Source organism: Antrihabitans auranticaus, from assembly GCF_016481275.1.
Lineage (GTDB): Bacteria > Actinomycetota > Actinomycetes > Mycobacteriales > Mycobacteriaceae > Antrihabitans.
In genome coordinates this window covers 41,758-60,547 of sequence record NZ_JAEMNW010000010.1, presented here as the reverse complement: position 1 = coordinate 60,547, position 18,790 = coordinate 41,758, and the positions used below count along the sequence as shown (strand labels likewise).

Below are 18,790 nucleotides of genomic sequence, written 5' to 3'. Positions count from 1 at the left end.
GGGCTATCGAAGAACGGACAAGAAACCTTATGAAGAACGTCGCCGACAAGACCGTCCTCGTCACCGGTGCGGCAATGGGCCTCGGCAAGCTTTTCGCCACGCGCGCCGTTGCCGAGAAGGCCAAAGCCGTTGTGCTGTGGGACATCAACGCTGAAAACCTGAAAGAGACCGCAACCGAGCTCGAAGCCGCGGGAGGGACCGTCCACACGTACGTCGTAGACGTGTCCTCGCCGGAGTCGATCGCCGAGGCGGCCAAGCTGGTGCGCGAGAACGTCGGAACCATCGACATTCTGTTCAACAATGCGGGCATCGTCCGCGGAAACTCGTACTTCTGGGAGACCGCGAACCGTCGCGACATCGAGCAGACGGTCGCGATCAACTCGCTCGCGCCGATGTACGTCGCGCTGGAGTTCCTGCCGGGAATGATCGAGTCCGGCAACGAGTCTCGGCTCATCAACATCGCGTCCTCCGCGGGTCTCGTCGCTAACCCGCGCATGGCCGTGTACGCGGCATCGAAGTGGGCAGCTGTCGGCTGGTCGGATTCGGTGCGCTTGGAGCTCGAGCAGGCCAAGCACGACCACGTCCGAGTGACGACGGTCTGCCCGACCTACATCAACACCGGCATGTTCGACGGTGCGAAGAAGATGTTCCTGACGCCGATCCTCGAGCAGGACGACGTGGTGAACGCAGCGTGGGAAGCCATGCAGAAGGGCGAGCCGTTCGTCATCCTGCCGTGGACCTCGCGCCTCAACAAGGTGCTCGGCGGGGTGCTGCCGGTCAAGGTTCGCGACGCCTTCCTCAACCTCGTCGGTGTCTACAGCTCGATGGAAGAGTTCAAGGGGCGCGAAGACAAGAAGTGAGCTGATTCGCGTCCGCGTCGGACGCGATGTCGTGAGTGACCAGGTCGGGTACTTCCGCGGGCAAGAAATGTCCGCCCGGAGTGCCCGACCTTTCGCGTGCTGGAGAGTCGTCGCATTGACATGCAGGTAAATGCCTGCATATTGTGGGGTAGTGCCGGACGAGCTGAACGTCGTATTCAAAGCTCTTGCGGACCGAACGCGGCGCAAGCTTTTGGACAGCCTGCACGAAAGCAATGGGCAGACTCTGGCAGAGCTGTGCGAGCGGGTCGACATGACGCGACAGTCTGCGACGCAACATCTGGACCTGCTCGAAGCCGCGAATCTCATCACCACGGTCCGGCGGGGGAGGGAGAAATTGCATTATCTCAATCCCGTTCCGCTCCAAGATATTCAAGAGCGGTGGATCGACAAGTTCGAACGGCCGCGGCTACGAATGCTCAGCTCGGTCAAACGACTAGCGGAGGAAGAAATGACTGACAAGCCGTCACACGTGTACGTGATCTATATCGAAAGCTCGCCCGAAAAGGTGTGGGATGCGTTGACCGACGCGGACCTCACCGCCCGCTACTGGGGTCACAGCAACGTGTCGGATTGGGCCGAGGGATCACGCTGGGAGCATCGCAGGACCGACGGATCGGGAACGGCCGACGTGGTCGGGACGGTTGTCGAGAGCGCTCGCCCGACCCGCCTCGTCACGACCTGGGCCGATCCGGACAGCGAGTCGGCGGAGGGCACCTCGCGGGTGACCTTCGACATCGCGCCGTTCGGCGATATCGTCCGGCTCACCGTCACACATGAAGACCTAGCTGACGAGGACGAGCGGGCGGATGCCGCGAGCGGCTGGGCGGCGGTACTTTCGAACCTGAAATCGATCATCGAGACCGGCCACCCGCTGCCGCAGGCACCGTGGGAGATGCCGTAGGACCGCCCGATGGCCCGTTCGGGCCAGCGGGATTTGGCCCCTTTGCGCGATGCGAGCGGCCGCCGCGGTGCGGTCAACTTGATGCAACCACAACGCAATCGGAGGCATCATGTACGACGGAATCGCAAGTCACGCAACGGCCCAGGTCGATGCTGGAATCGGTGCGCTCGTCGGCACGCTGGTCATCGACGACCGCTACAACGGCCCCCCGGCGAGCGCGAACGGCGGATACGCCTGTGGTCGGATCGCGGCCTTCGTCGACGGACCGGCACGGGTCACGCTCCGGAAGCCACCGCCACTGCACACCGAACTCCAGGTGCGCGGCGGTAGCGACGGTGTGCTTCGTGTGATCGCCGACGACGTCGTCTATGCCGAAGCAGTCGCCGTCGATCCCGGCGTAGTGGTTGTATCGGCACGACCGACGATGGAGCAGGCACGCGCCGCCCGTGAGAGTCATCCGTGGCTGGGTTCTCGGCACCTGCTGTCGGACTGCTTCGTCTGCGGCCCCGAACGAACGAACGGTCTGCACGTCACCCCCGGACCGCTAGCGGGTGCCCCCGGGGTCAATGCGACGCCGTTCGTTCCGGACGCCTCGGTCGCCTTCAACGGCGTGGTCCGGCCCGAAATAGTCTGGGCCGCACTGGACTGCTCGAGCTATCCACCGGAAGTACTTGCCGCGGGACCGCTCTGCCTGCTCGGCCGGCTGACTGTGGTGCAGCGCAGGCCGATACACGTGGGAGACCAGTTGGTCGCCGTCGGCTGGACTCTTTCGATATCGGGACGCAAGTACCATACGGCCGCTGCGCTGATCGACGGTGCCGGACACACGGTCGCGCAGTCCGAAGCCGTCTGGATCGCGCTGACCTGAGCCGCAGCAAACGGCGCGGGCGTTCTACACTCGCGGTGTGCATGCGGCGGAGCAGCGACTCTTTCGGACCGAGGTCGCGGGACGCGACCTCGCATGGTCCGCTATCGGTAGCGGTCCGCCGCTCGTCGTCGGTGGGTGGTGGTGCAGCCATCTCGATTTGGATTGGCAGAACAGCCTTTTCCGCAGTTTCGTCGGTCGAATCGCAGAGCAGCGCACCGTGATTCGTTACGATCGCCCAGGTATCGGTCTGTCGGGGCCGGCTCCCGGTTACCGAGTCACACTGGCTGCCGAGGTCGACAATCTGAGCGCTGTCATCGAGGCAGCTACCGCAGAATTCGGGTCGTCGCGGTTCGACCTGGCGGGAATGTCGTCGGGCGGCGGTGTGGTGGCCTGCTACGCCAGCCGCAATCCCGATCGGGTTGGGAATCTGGTCATCTACGGTTCGTATATTCGCGGAACCGACATCGCCGATGCGAAGGCCCGGGATGCCATCGTCGCGCTCGTCGCCGAGCACTGGGGTGTTGCGTCGAAGTACTTGGCGGACATCTTCCTGCCCGACGCATCTGCCGACGATCGGCGCGATTTCGTCGAGTTTCAGCGCGCCTCGGCGACTGCGGAGGTCGCTGCGGAGACGTTGCGTGCCGTCTACGATTTCGACGCCGGTGCCTGTCTGACGAGCATCGACGCGCGCACGCTCGTCATGCATCGCAGGCAGGACAAAGCGATTCCCTTCGGACTCGGCCGAAGATTCGCGAGCAGTGTTGCCGGTGCACAGTTCCTTGCGCTCGACGGTCTCGATCACTACCCGTGGCGCGGCGACTCGGTCGCGATCACGGACGCCATCCTCGAATTTCTCGGGGCACCGCGGCAATCCGAACCTTCGGTGCCGAAGGACCTATCCGGACGCGAGCGTGAGGTCGTCGTCCTGATCGCACAGGGATTGACCGACCAGGAGATCGCCGCGCGTCTGACGCTGAGCACCCACACCGTCCACCGCCATGTCGCGAACATCAGGACGAAGCTCGGCGTCTCGTCGCGAGCCGCGGCCGCTGCCCATGCGGTTCGCAGCGGCTGGGTCTGACCCCGAGAGCTCTGACCCCGAGAACTACCAACCCCAGGTGTGGACAGGCTCGCCCTCGGACATATTGGTGACGTAGTCGGCGAGCATGCCCGCGAGGGCGACCTCGCGCGAGTCGCCAGCGCGCTCGCGGGCGACAACCGCTTCTCGCTGCCACCCGGAGCCGGACCGCCTGCTCAGGCATCGGGCCTCGATGACGCCGAGGTAGCGGTCGATGACGTCGGAGTCGACGCCGTAGGCCGCAAGACCCGCCTGCGCCATGGGAAGTAGGCGCCGCAGGACCAGTTCCTGCGGGCTGACCCACCCGACCTCCGGCCAGTAGAGGCGGGCGTCGAAGCTGCAGCGTGCACCGGCGCGGAGGTTCTCTCCCGCGGCGTCGAACGACATCTGCGTCCAGACGGGCCGATCGGCGTGTGCCAGCGAGTGCACGGCACCGTAGTAGAACGCGGCGTCGGCAAGCGTGTCGATTATCGACGGGCAGGCAGGCAGGACGCGATTTTCCAGGCGCAGATGATACTTGCCGTCGACCATGTCGTAGATCGGCCGGTTCCAGCGATACACAGTTCCGTTGTGCAGCTTCAGTTCCGCCAGCCGCGGTGCCTCGCCGCGCTCGAGCATGGCAAGCGGGTCCTCGTCCGAGAACACGGGTAGCAGGGAGGGAAAGTAGCGCGAATTCTCTTCGAACAGATCGAATATCGAGGTGATCCACCGTTCACCGAACCAGACGCGCGGCCGCACGCCCTGGTTTTTCAGTTCCTGGGGACGAGTATCGGTTGCCTGCTCGAACATGGGCAGCCGAGTCTCGTGCCACAGTGCCTTGCCTGCAAAGAACGGCGAATTGGCTGCCAGGGCCACCTGCACACCGGCGAGCGCCTGCGCGGCATTCCAGTGTGCGGCAAAGGCTTCCGGTGCGACCTGGAGATGCAACTGCATCGACGTGCACGCTGCCTCGGGCAGGATCGTGTCACAGATCGTCGAAAGCTCTTCGGTGTCAGTTGCTCCGGGCAACTTCTCGCCGGCGATCTGCAGCTCGATATCTTCGCCCCGTGCGGCGAAAATTTGCTGATTGAGCAAGTCGTACCGGGGATTCGCGGAGATCCACTTGTGTTCGAAGTGCTGCTCGGTCAGCGTCGGCAGCATGCCGATCATCGCGAGCCGGCTACCGACCGACCGTGCCCGTTCGTCGGCGGAATTGAGCGATTTCCGCAGATCGCGCTCGAGTTCGCGAACGTGGTTGCCCTGCAAAAGTCTTGGCGCCACGTTGATTTCAATGTTGAACTGGCCGAGTTCGGTCTGGAAATCGGGGTCCGCGATCGCATCGAGAACCTCAGCGTTCGCCATCGCGGGCTGCATCGCCTCGTCGACGAGATTGAGTTCGATCTCCATCCCGATGCGCGGATCGCCGACCTCGAACTGGCCGTCGGCGAGCATGGAACCGAGTGCCTCCAAACACTGGTTCACCTTGGCCCGGAACCGTTGCCGGTCCTGGCGAGTGAACTTGCGTACCTCGACGTCCTCGCCCATACCCAGGACGGTACCCATGTTTGGTGCGGGTCTACCAGGGAGACGGCTGGAAATCCTTCAGGAAGCACCCGTGCAGGTCGTTTCCGTGCTCGCCCTGGACGATCGGGTCGTACACGCGGGCTGCGCCGTCGACCAGATCGAGCGGAGCGTGAAAACCCTCGTCCGCCAGGCGCATCTTCGTCGGATGCGGGCGTTCGTCGGTGATCCAGCCCGTGTCGACGGCCGTCATCAGAATGCCGTCGACGTCCAGCATCTCCTTGGCGCTCGTCCGGGTGAGCATGTTCAGCGCGGCCTTGGCCATGTTCGTATGCGGGTGGCCCGGGCCCTTGTAGGCACGACTGAACTGACCCTCCATCGCGGAGACGTTGACGATGTACTTGCGGTGCGCAGCTGCGGCCGCCATGACTGGCCGCAACCGCGAGACGAGGATGAACGGCGCGACCGAATTGCAGAGCTGCACTTCCAGAAGTTCGACGGGATCGACCTCGCCGACGGTCTGGACCCAGCTGTTGGTGTGCGCAAGATCGGGGACCAGGCCACCGGCATCGATCGCGATGCCCTTCGAAATGCGTTCCGGTGTAGCGGATTTGGCGACCAGTGCGAGATCGGTGACGTCGAGTACGGATGACAGCGAACTGGTCAGAGATGTCGGGTGGGCCTGCATTGTCTTGCCGAACGTGAGAATGTCCGGCAGTGCGCCGATCGGCATCGGACCGGACTCCGCGTCGACGAGCGCTCCGTAGGAACCCGGTGAGCGTTTCACCGTCTGGGCGGCATTGTTGATCAAGATGTCCAGCGGACCGTGTGCGGCGACGCTGTCGGCCAGAGCGACGACCTGTGCTGGGTCGCGCAAGTCGATTCCGACCACGTGCAGCCGATGAATCCACTCGTCGCTGTCCTCCATCGCCTTGAAGCGGCGGACCGCGTCGTTGGGGAAGCGAGTGGTGATCGTCGTGTGCGCGCCGTCGCGCAGCAGGCGCAGCGCGATGTACATCCCGATCTTGGCCCTGCCACCGGTCAGCAACGCCCGCCGACCGGTGAGGTCGGTGCGAGCGTCGCGCTTCGACCGGCTCAATGCGGCGCAATCCGGACAGAGTTGGTGGTAGAACGCGTCGACCCGCGTGTACTTGGTCTTGCAGATGTAGCAGGGCCGTGGCCGGATCAGGGTGCCGGCGATGGCGCCTTCGGCGTTCGAGGTGAGTGGGATTCCCGCGGTCTCGTCATCGATTCGCTCGGGGGAACCTGTGGCGGTCGCCGCGACGACCGCGCGGTCGGCGGCGGACACCGCATCGCGCGCTGCGTCTCGTCTGCGCTTCTTGAGTTTCTTGAACATGTGCCCGACGGCGCGTTGCACCGCGATCGAATCGGGGTGGTCGTCGTCGAGGAGGGCGGCGGATTCCAGCACTCGCAGACAGGTGTCGAGGTCGGCCGCGTCGATGGTGGCAGGTGCTTGCGGTGTTGTCTCGGCCATCGACTTGGGTGTTCATTCCTCGGCTGATCAGGGCGGATGGGTGCGAACCAGTATCCCATGCCGCCCGCTGTGCTCTAGGCCAGCAATCGTGTGGTGATCGTCTCGGCGACCGCGGGCAGGTTGTCGTCGATGTAGAAGTGCCCGCCGGGAAACTTGACCAGCTCGAAAGCGCCTGTCGTGCGGTCGCTCCACGCCCGCATCTGGGGTTCGGAGGTCGTAGGGTCCGAAGTCGAGAGGAGCGCGGTCAGCGGGCAGGAAACATCGGGTCCCGGGACGAAGGTGTAGGTCTCGACAGCCTTGTAATCGCTGCGGACGAACGGCAGGACCATTTCGGCCAGATCGGGGTTGGCTGTCAGCACCTCGACGACCTGCGAGTCGGGTCCGCCAAGACGGCGCATGTCGTCGAGCAGCGCAGTGTCGGACGCGAGGTGCAGGCGCGCAGCTTCGGGGATCTGTGGCGCGGGCCGACCGGACACGAACAGCGAGGTCGGGTGGGTGCCGCGCTGCTCGAGCAGGCGGGCGGCCTCGAATGCGACGGTTGCACCCATGCTGTGGCCGAACACACCGAGTCGTCGCGTGGGATCGACCTGCAGTTCGTCGGCGACGGCGGCGGCCATGGCCACGAGGTCGGCGACCATGGGATCCATGAGGCGATCCTGCCGACCGGGATATTGGACCGTCAGCACCTCGACCTTGGGTGTCAGCGCCGCAGCCAGAGCCCGGTATGCCCCGGCAGTTCCACCGCCGTGCGGGAAGCACAGCAGCACGCCGCGAGCCGATGGGAGGGACTGGGCGGTGCGAATCCACTGTGACGTCACGGATCAACGTCTACCAGGGGTTGGCAACGCACCGCATCTGGGATTGGATCGCGTGATGAAGCCTGGACAGGTTTTCGACCTCACACACACCCTTCATACGGGGTTTCCGCTGTGGCCGGGCGATGCGCCGTTCGAGATGACCGAAGTCGCGTCCGTTGCCGACGACGGCTTCGAGATGAACGAATTGCGGTACTGGGAGCATGTCGGCACCCATGTCGACGCGCCTTCGCACCGTGCCGCCGACGGACTGTCCACGGACCTCATTCCCGCCGCAGACCTGGTCGCTCCGCTGGTCGTCATCGATATCTCCGGACGCGCGGCCGACGATGCCGACACCGTCCTGACGGTCGGTGACATCGCCGACTGGGAGCGCGCCAACGGCTGTGTGCCGAACCGCGCCTTCGTCGCCATGAACTCGGGGTGGGATGTGCGGCTCGGTACTCCCGGCGCGTTCGTCAACCTCGATTCCGAAGGCATCGCACACGCGCCGGGCTTCAGCGCGGAAGCGGTCCGATTTCTCGTGCGCGAGCGCGACATCGTCGGATTAGGTGTCGACACGTTGAGTATCGATTGTTCGAGCAGCCGCGAATTCGGCGCTCATTCGGCGCTACTGAGCGCAGGCCGGTACTGCGTCGAGGCTCTGGCAAATCTGTCGGCCGTTCCTGCGATCGGCGCACTTGTCGTGGTCGGCGCGCCGACGCATCGTGGCGGGTCCGGCGGACCGTGCCGGGTACTCGCGATCGTCGACGCCGACCTGGGGTAAGGCCGATGGTGTAGACAGGCGGTATGTGTCTGATCCTGGTTTCGTGGCACGCGCACCCGGACTATCCGCTGGTGTTCGCCGCGAACCGAGACGAGTTCTACGCGCGCGAGTCGGCTCCGGTGCATTGGTGGGATACGCAACCGCCCGTTCTCGCGGGTCGCGATCTTGCTCCCGGCGCGCACGGCACCTGGATGGGAATCACGGCGGACGGGCGAGTCGCCGCGGTGACGAACGTACGCGAGCCGGGCCGGGAGGTCGCCGATCCCCGTTCGCGCGGGGAACTCGTTGCGAATTATCTACTGTCGCAGGATGACCCGGCGACGTACCTCGAGCGGGTGCAAGCGGCGGGGGAGCAGTACAACGGATTCAATCTACTTGTCGCCGATCACGACGAATTGTGGTGGTACAGCAACCGTTCCGGGGATCCGCAGGTGGTGAAGCCGGGTGTGCACGGAGTCTCGAACGCGGCTCTCGATACCCCCTGGCCGAAGGTGGTCAACGGGATCGCGGGTTTCACATCGGTGCTCCAGACCGATCACGGTGACGGGCCTGTCGACCCGTACCTCGGGCTGCTGGCCGACGACACCCCGGCGCCGGATGCCGAGCTACCGGCGACAGGCATTCCGCGTGAGTTGGAACGCGCCGTCTCGTCGCTGTTCATTGCGACGCCGGAGTACGGGACCAGGGCGAGCACAATCCTGCGGATCCGGAACGACGGGTCGTTCGACATGACCGAGCGGGTGCATTCGAATACCGGGGAAGCGGTGACCAGAGACTTCCGACAGGGTTATTGACGGATTGCCAATAGCGTGTCACGCTGGTGTTCATCAACGTCGATGAATGCAGTGGAGGTTTTCCGTGTCGGTACGTGCGCCGTGGAGTGACGACGAGGTAGAGGCAGTTCGCGATCTTGCGCGCAGCTTCTTCGTCAAAGAGGTCGTCCCGAACGAAGAGAAGTTCGTCAAGCAGGGCTATCCGGATCGGAACCTGTACAACCGTGCCGGCGAACTCGGCCTGCTGTGCGTGATGATCCCCGAGGAGTACGGCGGCGGTGGCGGCACGTTCGCGCATGAGGCGGCAATTCTCGAAGAGCAGATGTACAGCGGCGACGGATCGCTCGGCATCGCTGTCCACAGCGGCATCGTCGCGCCGTACGTCTACCACTACGGTTCCGAAGAGCTGAAGCGGAAGATCCTGCCGAAGGCCGCATCGGGGGAGTACGTGCTCTCGATCGCAATGACCGAGCCCGGTACCGGATCGGATCTGCAGAACATCCAGACTCGCGCGGTGCGCGAGGGCGACGAGTACGTCATCACCGGTTCGAAGATGTTCATCACCAACGGTTTCCACTGCGACGCTGTGATTATCGCCGCGAAGACGGACCCGTCCAAGGGCGCGGCGGGTGTGTCGTTGATCCTCGCCGAGGTTTCCGATGACACTCCGGGCTTCCAGCGTGGCCGCGTGCTGTCGAAGATCGGTGGCAAGAGTCAGGACACCGCGGAACTGTTCTTCGACGGTCTCCGGGTGCCGGTCGGCAACCTGCTCGGCGAGGTCGAAGGTCAGGGCTTCGTCCAGCTCATGCAGCAGCTGGTCCAGGAACGTCTGATCACCGGGTTGATGGCGGTGCCGATGATGGAAGAGGCGGTCCGCATGACCGTCGACTACACCAAGGGTCGCACCGCCTTCGGTAAGCCGCTGTTCGCGCTGCAGAACACCAAGTTCGAGCTTGCGGAATGCAAGACCATAGCCACGATCAGCCGCACGTTCATCGACGACTGCGTCCAGAAGCACCTGGCGGGCGAGCTCGACGTCCAGAAGGCCGCCATGGCCAAGTACTGGCTGACCGACCAGCTGGGTATCGTCGCGGACCGCTGTCTGCAGCTTTTCGGTGGCTACGGCTACATGACGGAATACCCGATCTCGGGCATCTACACGGGCGCCCGCATTCTGCGCATTCTCGCTGGTAGCAACGAAATCATGAAGGACCTCATTTCGAGGACCCTGTAGCCGGTCGGGAATCTCGGTGATCGCTGTGCGAACGTAATGCCATGAGCACGACCGAGACGCAACGCCTACCCGAGACCAAGCGGCGCAGGCTCGAACCCGACGAGCGCAGAGGGCAGATTCTCGACTGCGCCATCCGGATGTTCGGCGAGCGCCCCTACGCTGCCGTGTCGACATCGGACCTCGCCAAAGAGGCCGGTGTCGCACGAGGGCTGATCAACCACTATTTCGGCACCAAGCGCGACCTGTATCTGGTCGTCGTCCGAAAGATGGTCAAACTGCCCGACGACGACCGGACCGAACTCCCGGCAGGGTCGCTGCGCGGGCGGATCGAGGCCATGATCACCTGGCTGCTCGACAACATCGAGGAACACGGCCGGACCTGGGTGGTCGCCGTCGGTGCCGAAGGCGTCGGCGACGATCCCGAAGTGCAGCGAATTCTCGACGAAGCAGACGAAGTCGCCGCCGAACGGGTCCTGCAGTTGCTCGGGCTCGCCGGAAGCGAGCAGGCAGACGAGCTGCGCGCGATGACCCGCGCCTACGGTGGGCTCGTGAAAGCTGCTGGGCGCGAATGGATCGCGCGTGGCTCGCTGACCCGCGACCAGGTGCACCTGCTGCTGTCCGATGCCGCTATGACGCTGTTCAGCGTGACCGCCGCTAAGGTCTCCGGCCCGGCGCAGTAGAAAATTTGGATACCCCCCTGGCGTATGCCGCCAGGGGGTGCTATCGTGCGTTCGTGGATACCCCCCATGGGTACGCAAATCTACGAATGGTGGTGACGCGTTGGCTTCTGAGATGACTCATATGCAGCACGGCAGTTCCTGGTCGATGGCGATATCGGCAACGCTGCACTGCTTGACCGGTTGTGCGATCGGTGAAGTGCTCGGCATGGTCATCGGTACCGCGCTGGGTTGGCCCGGTGCCGCGACCGTTGTACTCGCCGTGGCGCTTGCCTTCGTGTTCGGCTACGCGCTCACGATGCGCGGCGTGCTCCGCGCCGGAGTCGGCTTCAAGCAGGCGGTGAAGGTTGCGCTCGCTGCCGACACGGTGTCGATCCTCGTAATGGAAATCGTCGACAACTCCATCATGGTCGGAGTACCGGGCGCGATGGATGCAGGAATCGACGGCTGGCTCTTCTGGACCGCGTTGGCGTTCTCACTCGCCGTCGCCTTCGTGGTCACAGTGCCGGTCAACAAATGGATGATCGGACGTGGCATCGGGCACGCGGTGGTGCACCAGTACCACTGAGTCAACGAAAAGCGTTGATGACGTGAGCAATACGTTCGAGTGGCGCGGGGTCGGTGAGGTCTGCAACACGCACGATGACCTCACTGGCCCCGGCTTCCCCGAGTTCGCGAAAGCGCCCGATGTGGTCGGCGACTGTCCCGGCGTTGACGGATGCCGCGTACCGGCCCGGTGTCCAGCGACGGGGCCGCAACTTCTCTACGAGGCCGGTCACTTCCGCCTGATCGGCACCCACGAGAACTGTCGACAGATGCGTCATGGCGACGTCTGCGGGATCGCGGTCGACCGCCCTGCAGTGCTCGACCAAGATTTCGCGCTTGTGGCGAACGTTCGCCAGGTCGCCGAAAACGTTTGCGGCGTCGGCATATTGTGCGGCCAAGCGGAGCGTCTTGCGTTCGCCGGAGCCGCCGATCACGATCGGGATGTGGTCCTGCAGAGGCCGCGGATAGCAGCTCGTGTCGGGTAGGGCGAGTTTCGCACCGGCGAACGGCTTGCTGCCGGGACCCCACAGTCGACGCAATGCCACTACGGCGTCTTCGAGGATGACGTAGCGCTCCCGCTCGGAAGGAAACTCCCACCCGTAAGCCGCATGTTCTTCGGCCCACCACCCCAGGCCCAGTCCGCAGACCGCGCGCCCCTGGCTGAGTACATCCAGCGTGGCGACGATCTTGCCGAGGTGGCCGACATTTCGGTAGGTGATGCCGGTGACCAGAGCGCCGAGCCGCACGCGGTCGGTGTGCGCCGCAAGGTAAGCGAGCGTCGTATAGCTCTCCAGAAAGTCGTCCCAGGCCCGCCCGATCTGCGGGATCTGGCGGAAGTGGTCCATGACGTAAACGGCGTCGAAGCCGGCATCCTCGGCCGCGCGGGCGATGTCACGAAGGTTGCCGGCGGTTGTAGCGGCACCGCCCGGAAACGTGTAACTGCCCAGATGCAGGCCGAACTTCAACACGGTCGGGTCGGTCGCCTGTCGGGTCGCCGCAGCCGTCGCGGTCTCGAACGGCTTCGCCACGATACGGAGCGGTTCCGGAGTGAGGACCTCGTCGAAGCCTTCGGTGTCCAGCGTCGCGCGCACCGCGCGCCACGATCGCAGCTGCGCGGTGAGTGCTTCCGCCGGAATCTTCTTGTCCCGCTGCCGGTTACGGCTGCGCGCCTCGTCGGCTCCGATGTCGAACGCGACTGCGATGCACGGAACTTTCGCCTGTCGCGCTGCATCGAGCCACGACTTGCGGCGCTTCGGATCGAGGCCCAGTGTGTCCACGACCGTGGTGAGCCGACGACCGATCCGTTGCGCGACGACGGTGTCGAGAAGTGCGAAAGCATCGGTGCTGGCCGCGATGTCGTCTTCACCGGCACCGACGAGTGCACGCAACCGGTCGCTCGACACGATCGCGTCCGCTGGGAAATGCGCCGCGGCCCAGGTCGATTTCCCGGCCGCGCCTGGACCGACCAGAACGATCAGAGCCGGGTCGGGAAAGGTCCGTGTGGTCACGTCACCCGATGAGGCGGACGATGGACTCCGCGATGCACGCGGGCTTCGCGGCGCCTTCCAGTTCGATGGTCACGTTGATCTGCGCCTGCACGCCGCCGGAGACCTGGGCGACAGGTCCCACGATCGCCGATGCACGCAGTCGGGAGCCGGCGGGCACCGGTGTGATGAACCGAACCTTGTTGAGTCCGTAGTTGATTGCCATCGCAACGCCGTCGACCGAATACAACTGGTGGACGAAGATCGGCAGCAACGACAGCGTGAGCAGGCCGTGCGCGATGGTCGTGCCGAACGGTCCGGCGGCGGCTTTCTCGGGATCGACGTGGATCCACTGATGGTCGCCCGTTGCTTCAGCGAACGTGTCGATCCGTTTCTGGTCGACGGTCAGCCACTCGGTCGTGCCCAAGTCCGTACCTTCGGCGGCCGCGAACTCCGCGATGCTGGAAAAGGTCTTCATACTTTGGAGGCTACTTCCCCCTCGCTCAGTTGTGCGCCTTCAGCCACGCGACGACGTCGTCGATGACGGCTTCTTTCTCCGGCTCGTTGAGGACTTCGTGGTAGAGACCCTCGTACTCCTTGTGGGTGAGGTCCGTGGACGCCACATTGTCGGCGACGATCTTCGAGCTGCTCGGCGAAACGAGTTTGTCGTCGGAGCCGTGGAGCACGAGCAGTGGAAGCGTGACGTTGGACAGGCGAGATTGGAGCTTCTGCGCGGTAGCGAGGATCTCGGCGCCGGTGCGGGCGGGTAGCTTGCCTCGAAAATTCAGCGAGTCGTTGTCGTAGTCTTCGACGACTTGCGCGTCCCGGCTGACTTCGGACGAATCGAGCTTCAGCACACCGAGATTCGGGAGCAGGCGTGACAAGATCGGTGCCGCGGTAAGCGTGACGATGTTGCCGACCTCGACCTCTACGGCGGGCGCGATGATGACCGCGCCCCGCAGGTCGTATGCCGATCCGGACAGATACTGCAGCGCGATCAAACCGCCCATGCTGTGGCCGAGCAGGAAGACGGGAACGTCAGGGTGCTTCGCAGCGGTAGCGCGGATCAGTGTGTCCAGGTCGGCGACCACACCGCTGACGCGATCGATATTCGACCGCACGCCCTCGGACTTGCCGTGGCCGCGATGGTCGATTGCGTAGACCGCGTAGCCGTTCTCCGTGAGGCGGGTGCCGACGTGCTCGTAGCGGCCGCCGTGCTCGGCGACGCCGTGCGAGATGACGACGATGCCGATCGGCGCGCTGTCCGGTAACCAGCCCTGCCAGTAGATCCGGCCGCCGGCCGAACCGGTGAAGCCACCCTCGATATGTTCGCTCACGTTGCACTCCGTTCTGAATCTGCCGCCCACCCAGCGAGCGCAGCGAGCCATGACACGGCAAACTGCAGCGCCAACAGGTTACGTCTTCTTCGCGCGACTGGGTGCAACACGTGGTGGTTCGTTCGGCATCTTGGGATACACGGGCGGCCACGGCGCGTCCATCATGCCGGCGGCCATGTCGCGGTCCGACATTTCCAGAAGCGGTGCGATCGACTGCGGATCCTCGGCGATGCCCGCCCATGGGTCGCCGCGTTCCGCAACCAGCGCAGGCACGGTGGCCAGCGTCAACTCTTCGGGTACGACCGTGTCCAGCTCGTCCCACGAGATCGGTGTGGACACCTGTGGCGACACCCGAGGCCTGACGCACCAGGCGCCGAAGACTGTCTTGTGGGGCGCATTCTGGTTGAAGTCGACGAAAACACGAGTGCCGCGCTCCTCCTTCCACCATCCGGCTGTCATCTTCGTCGGGTGGCGACGCTCGAGTTCCCGCGCCAACGCGACGGCCGCGGCCCGGACCTGATAGCTGTCCCAATTGGGTTGCAGGGCCGCATAGATGTGGAGCCCGCGGGAGCCGGACGTCTTCACCTGCGCCCTGATGCCCAACTCGTCGAGCAACTCGCGGGTCAGCACGGCGCCCTCGCGGAGTTGGTCGAAGCCGATTCCCGGTGACGGATCGAGGTCGATCCGAAGCTGATCGGCGAACTCGGGCGTAGCCGCGTGGTAGGGCCAAACGTGAAATCCGATGCAGCCCTGATTGACTCCCCACACGATGTGTGCGAGGTCGGCTGCCACCAGCGCATCGCTTTCGGTGCCGTTCGGTGTCGAGACCACCGTCGTCTGCAACCACGCCGGTGCGCTTTTTGGTACTCGCTTCTGGAAGAACGACTTTCCGCCCGCGCCCTCGGGATAGCGCTCGAGCAACAGCGGCCGACCGCCCAGTGCGGCGAGCAACGGACCCTTCACGGCCTCGTAGTAGCGGACGACGTCGAGTTTCGTATGCCCGGTCTTCGGGAAAAACACCTTGTCCGGATTAGTCACGGTTGCTTCGTTGCCGCCATCGGCTATAACCACCGAGTCGGTCATGGCTGCACCTCATCGAAGATGGCCGCCAATTCCGCGGGAGCTACCTCGTCGAGCTGCGCATAGGTACATGAATCGGGCGTCCGATCCGCCCGGAACCGGGAGAGTCTGCCGCCATGGCGGAATCGTCCCGATTGCACGTGCTCGTACCGGACCTCTGCGACCAGCTCGGGTCGCAGTGCCTCCCACGAGAGGTCCTTGCCGCCTGTCCAGCGGCTCATTCCGCCGGGCATCTTTCCCGAGGACTGGGCCTGTGCCATGGCGTCGGCCCAGTCGCGCCACGGATGGTTGTCGAGCGCGTTCTCCCGCAACGGCGCCAGCTCGGTGAGCAGCGACTTCCGCTTGGCGGCGGTGAAACTGCTCGCGACTCCGACGTGATGCAGGTTGCCTTCGTCGTCGAACAGACCGAGCAGCAAAGACCCGACCCCTTCGCCGTCCTTGTGCATCCGATACCCGGCCACGACGCAATCGGCGGTGCGCTCGTGCTTGACCTTCAGCATCACGCGTTTGTCCTGGAGGTAGGCCTGATCGAGCGACTTGACCATCACACCGTCGAATCCAGCACCTTCGAAGCGCGTGAACCAGTCCTGAGCGACGTCGGGATCGGTGGTCAGCGGCGTCACGTGAACACGGGCGAGCTTTGTATCGACGATCCCTTCGAGCAGATTGCGACGCTCGGAGAAGGGTTGCGGGGTCAGGTCCCGGTCGTCGAGCGCGAGCAGGTCGAACGCGACGAAACTCGCCGGAGTTTCCTTGGCCAGCTTGCGAACCCGGGAATCGGCGGGGTGCAGGCGTTGCTGGAGGGTGTCGAAGTCCAGCCCGTTGTCGGTGACGATGACGATCTCGCCATCGACCACACAGCGCTGCGGAAGCGCGTCCCTGAGCAACTCGACAAGTTCGGGGAAGTATCGCGTCAGCGGCCGGTCGTTGCGAGAACCCAGCTCGATTTCGTCACCGTCCCGGAAGACGATGCAACGGAATCCGTCCCACTTGGGTTCGTAACTGAGGTTCTCGCCGCGCGGAACTTCGGGCGCGGCTTTCGCGAGCATCGGCTTCACAGGGGGCAGCACGGGGAGGTCCACCAGTCGATCGTATGCAAACGCTCCGACAAACCGGTCGAGATGGCCAACCTAGGACGGGCGCTTCGGCACCTCGAGCCCCCGCGCGGCCATTCCGTCCTCCATTGCAGCGGCAACGGATTCGACGACCTTCACACGGGCCCAACGCTTGTTGTCGCCCTCGATCAGGGTCCACGGGCCCGCTTCGTGGTCGGTGCGCGCGAGCATTTCTTCGACCGCTTCCTCGTAGGCGGGCCGCTTCTCGCGGTTGCGCCAGTCCTCTTCCGTCAGCTTCCAGCTCTTCATCGGATTGTGTTCGCGCGCTTCGAAACGCTTCAGTTGTTCCTTGGGGGACAGGTGCAGCCAGAACTTGACGAGGATCATTCCTTCGTCGGCGAGCGTGCGCTCGAATTCGACGATCTCGCGGTACGCGCGCTGCCACTGCTCGACCGTTGCGAAGCCCTCGACGCGTTCGACGAGCACCCTGCCGTACCAGGAGCGGTCCAGCACCGCCATCCCGCCCCAGCCCGGGAGCACCTTCCAGAAGCGCCACAGGAAGTGATGCCGTTTCTCGTCGTGTGTCGGCGCTGCGAACTGAACGACGCGGACGTGACGCGAATCCAGCGGCGCGACGAGGCGTTTGATCGCACCGCCTTTTCCTGCTGCGTCCCAGCCCTCGAAGACGATGCACAACGGCGGACCGAGCGTGCCCTCCGGATCCAGCTGCCCGCCGAGCGCAAGGCGCAGGTGCAGTAGGCGATCCTGTGCCGCGGCCAGTCGTTCGGCTTCTTCCTCGCGGCTCAGTCTCGCCGACAGATCGAGCGCGTCGAGGCGCAGTTTGTCCGATTTGCCCATGTGCGACTGACCTTTCCGGTTCAGCAAGCAATCTGGCGTAGTGCCGTCTGCGCTTCAGTCTGCACCCGCGCGACGTCGGCGGCGTCAGGAATGGATCGGGTCGCAGTTTCGGCGAGTGTTGCGATCTGTGCCGCGATGCAGGCGCGCCGGTCCTCGCTCGCGACCATGGAGCCGAGGTCGCGCAGCATACCGAGCAGCGCGCTCAGCACAACGGGCTCGTTTGCGCCGCGCCGGCGGATCTGACCGACGGCGATCTCGACGAAGTCTTCGAAGCGGCGGCCCGTCACTACGACGCGCTCGATGCCGTCCCTGCAGGAGAACGCTTCCGGACCCAATGCCTTGGTGTTGAGCTTGTTCAGCAGAATCGCGAGTTCGTTCGTCGACTGAACCGACGTGTGGAAGTCGAAATTGTGCATCGACAGCAGGGCGATGTCGACGATCTGCTCGAGCCCGACGGCGACGTCCTGGCGCATCGTGCGTTCGAAACCGATCTGGACACCGTCTTCGAGGGCGGCCTCGAGAGAATCGACATGCGGCAGGTTCTCGAGCGAATTGGGCCAGACCCAGGCGAGAACCGCACCGGCGACGGTGTGCGCACCGACCGGCAACACGGTCCGGATCGTGACGTTCTGCTCGACGGCGATCGCGAGCAACCGATTCGGGCGAATGATCTGCACATATCCCGAGTGACGTGCGCGCAGGGGTGCGGCGCCGGGCGGGAGGTCGTCGGCCAGGTCCGCCGCATCCCCGGCCGATCCGCCGATGCCGGGTGGTTCGAGTGCAATGGTCTTTGCCGTGGTGGTGCCGATCCGGGCGAGCACGGTGTCGATCTGAATCGAATGGACCATGTGGTCGAGGTAGAAGATCAGGGCGCCGATGGACACGAACAACGAGGCGAGTCCCGCGGTCACAGCGAGGCGCGGATACTCGTTCTGCTCGATCCCGACCGTGTACAGGCCGGCAGCGTTGTAGGTGAACGCACCGACGAAGACGCCGAGTACGAACTGAACCGGTCTGTCGCGCAGGAAGTTTCGGAGTAGCCGGGGGGAGTAGCGGTTCGTCGCCATCTGAATTGCGACCATCGACAAACCGATGACGAGGGCCAGAATGCCGACGATGGACGTCGCGACAGTCAGTAGCAGGCGGCGCGCTTCGTCGTGGTCGCCCTTGAACAGAACCGGGCCGAGCAGCGAATCGGGGTGCACCCGGATCCGAGAGAGCACACTGCCCGCAATCAGGGCGACGACGACCATCGACGCCGGTAGCACCCACAACGCGCCGCCGAGGCGTTCACGGCGCTGATCCCACTGGGCCTGTCGCGCAAGACGTTGCCGGTTCACCGTTCACCTAGGTACGAGTCGTTCAGCTGGCGTTCGACTGCAGTTCAGGTTCTGCTGCCGTTGAAGATTCTGCACCGGCGGCGGCGACGCCTGCCTCGTTTC

General features: G+C 64.5%; 19 protein-coding genes. 9 read left to right on the top strand and 10 right to left on the bottom strand.

Going from position 1 to position 18,790, the window contains the following annotated elements:
- The first annotated feature begins 29 nt into the window (after positions 1-29).
- The 4 genes from JGU72_RS27520 (at position 30) to JGU72_RS27505 (ending at position 3,731) form a co-directional block, all read left to right on the top strand.
- The gene (locus tag JGU72_RS27520) at positions 30-860 is read left to right on the top strand and encodes an SDR family oxidoreductase (protein ID WP_199687477.1); all 831 of its coding nucleotides are present in this window, start codon (positions 30-32) and stop codon (positions 858-860) included.
- Between the two features lie 130 nt (positions 861-990).
- Positions 991-1,782, top strand: coding sequence for an ArsR/SmtB family transcription factor (locus tag JGU72_RS27515; protein WP_199687476.1), 792 nt, complete (start codon positions 991-993; stop codon positions 1,780-1,782).
- A gap of 109 nt (positions 1,783-1,891) precedes the next feature.
- Entirely contained in the window at positions 1,892-2,650 is a 759-nt protein-coding gene (locus JGU72_RS27510) for a hypothetical protein (RefSeq protein WP_199687475.1), read from the top strand.
- A gap of 37 nt (positions 2,651-2,687) precedes the next feature.
- Positions 2,688-3,731: an alpha/beta fold hydrolase gene (locus JGU72_RS27505; RefSeq protein ID WP_199687474.1), complete on the top strand. Its 1,044-nt coding sequence runs from the start codon at positions 2,688-2,690 to the stop codon at positions 3,729-3,731.
- A gap of 24 nt (positions 3,732-3,755) precedes the next feature.
- On the opposite strand, the gene JGU72_RS27500 is transcribed toward JGU72_RS27505, so the two are convergent.
- From JGU72_RS27500 to JGU72_RS27490, 3 genes are all read right to left on the bottom strand, one after another.
- A complete protein-coding gene (locus tag JGU72_RS27500) occupies positions 3,756-5,252 on the bottom strand; it encodes a glutamate-cysteine ligase family protein (RefSeq protein ID WP_199687473.1) in 1,497 nt (498 codons plus the stop codon).
- 31 nt (positions 5,253-5,283) lie between these two features.
- Positions 5,284-6,723: an SDR family NAD(P)-dependent oxidoreductase gene (locus JGU72_RS27495; protein ID WP_199687472.1), complete on the bottom strand. Its 1,440-nt coding sequence runs from the start codon at positions 6,721-6,723 to the stop codon at positions 5,284-5,286.
- Between the two features lie 74 nt (positions 6,724-6,797).
- On the bottom strand, positions 6,798-7,541 hold the full coding sequence (locus JGU72_RS27490) for a thioesterase II family protein (RefSeq protein WP_199687471.1): 744 nt from the start codon (positions 7,539-7,541) through the stop codon (positions 6,798-6,800).
- Positions 7,542-7,596: 55 nt separating this feature from the next.
- Here JGU72_RS27490 and JGU72_RS27485 point away from each other — a divergent pair, with 55 nt between their 5' ends.
- From JGU72_RS27485 to JGU72_RS27465, 5 genes are all read left to right on the top strand, one after another.
- Positions 7,597-8,304, top strand: coding sequence for a cyclase family protein (locus JGU72_RS27485; protein ID WP_199687563.1), 708 nt, complete (start codon positions 7,597-7,599; stop codon positions 8,302-8,304).
- A 23-nt stretch (positions 8,305-8,327) separates the two neighbouring features.
- Positions 8,328-9,098 (top strand): NRDE family protein, encoded by a 771-nt coding sequence (locus JGU72_RS27480; protein WP_199687470.1) that lies wholly within the window; start codon positions 8,328-8,330, stop codon positions 9,096-9,098.
- 64 nt (positions 9,099-9,162) lie between these two features.
- Positions 9,163-10,311: an acyl-CoA dehydrogenase family protein gene (locus JGU72_RS27475; RefSeq protein WP_374101162.1), complete on the top strand. Its 1,149-nt coding sequence runs from the start codon at positions 9,163-9,165 to the stop codon at positions 10,309-10,311.
- A 41-nt stretch (positions 10,312-10,352) separates the two neighbouring features.
- Entirely contained in the window at positions 10,353-10,991 is a 639-nt protein-coding gene (locus JGU72_RS27470; RefSeq protein ID WP_199687468.1) for a TetR/AcrR family transcriptional regulator, read from the top strand.
- Positions 10,992-11,103: 112 nt separating this feature from the next.
- A complete protein-coding gene (locus JGU72_RS27465; RefSeq protein WP_199687467.1) occupies positions 11,104-11,556 on the top strand; it encodes a DUF4396 domain-containing protein in 453 nt (150 codons plus the stop codon).
- Between the two features lies 1 nt (position 11,557).
- On the opposite strand, the gene JGU72_RS27460 is transcribed toward JGU72_RS27465, so the two are convergent.
- The 7 genes from JGU72_RS27460 to JGU72_RS27430 form a co-directional block, all read right to left on the bottom strand.
- Positions 11,558-13,042 carry a TIGR03560 family F420-dependent LLM class oxidoreductase gene (locus JGU72_RS27460; protein WP_199687466.1) on the bottom strand — a complete coding sequence of 495 codons (1,485 nt, stop codon included), beginning with the start codon at positions 13,040-13,042 and terminating at the stop codon, positions 11,558-11,560.
- Between the two features lies 1 nt (position 13,043).
- Positions 13,044-13,496 (bottom strand): MaoC family dehydratase, encoded by a 453-nt coding sequence (locus JGU72_RS27455; RefSeq protein WP_199687465.1) that lies wholly within the window; start codon positions 13,494-13,496, stop codon positions 13,044-13,046.
- 25 nt (positions 13,497-13,521) lie between these two features.
- Positions 13,522-14,355: an alpha/beta hydrolase gene (locus JGU72_RS27450; protein WP_199687464.1), complete on the bottom strand. Its 834-nt coding sequence runs from the start codon at positions 14,353-14,355 to the stop codon at positions 13,522-13,524.
- 78 nt (positions 14,356-14,433) lie between these two features.
- A complete protein-coding gene (ligD, locus tag JGU72_RS27445) occupies positions 14,434-15,438 on the bottom strand; it encodes a non-homologous end-joining DNA ligase (RefSeq protein ID WP_199687463.1) in 1,005 nt (334 codons plus the stop codon).
- Positions 15,435-16,517 (bottom strand): ATP-dependent DNA ligase, encoded by a 1,083-nt coding sequence (locus JGU72_RS27440; protein ID WP_199687462.1) that lies wholly within the window; start codon positions 16,515-16,517, stop codon positions 15,435-15,437. Before JGU72_RS27440 ends, ligD begins: the two co-directional genes overlap by 4 nt.
- A 48-nt stretch (positions 16,518-16,565) precedes the next feature.
- Positions 16,566-17,348: a polyphosphate kinase 2 family protein gene (locus tag JGU72_RS27435; RefSeq protein ID WP_199687461.1), complete on the bottom strand. Its 783-nt coding sequence runs from the start codon at positions 17,346-17,348 to the stop codon at positions 16,566-16,568.
- A gap of 20 nt (positions 17,349-17,368) precedes the next feature.
- Positions 17,369-18,688 (bottom strand): DUF2254 domain-containing protein, encoded by a 1,320-nt coding sequence (locus tag JGU72_RS27430; protein ID WP_199687460.1) that lies wholly within the window; start codon positions 18,686-18,688, stop codon positions 17,369-17,371.
- Positions 18,689-18,790: the final 102 nt, after the last annotated feature.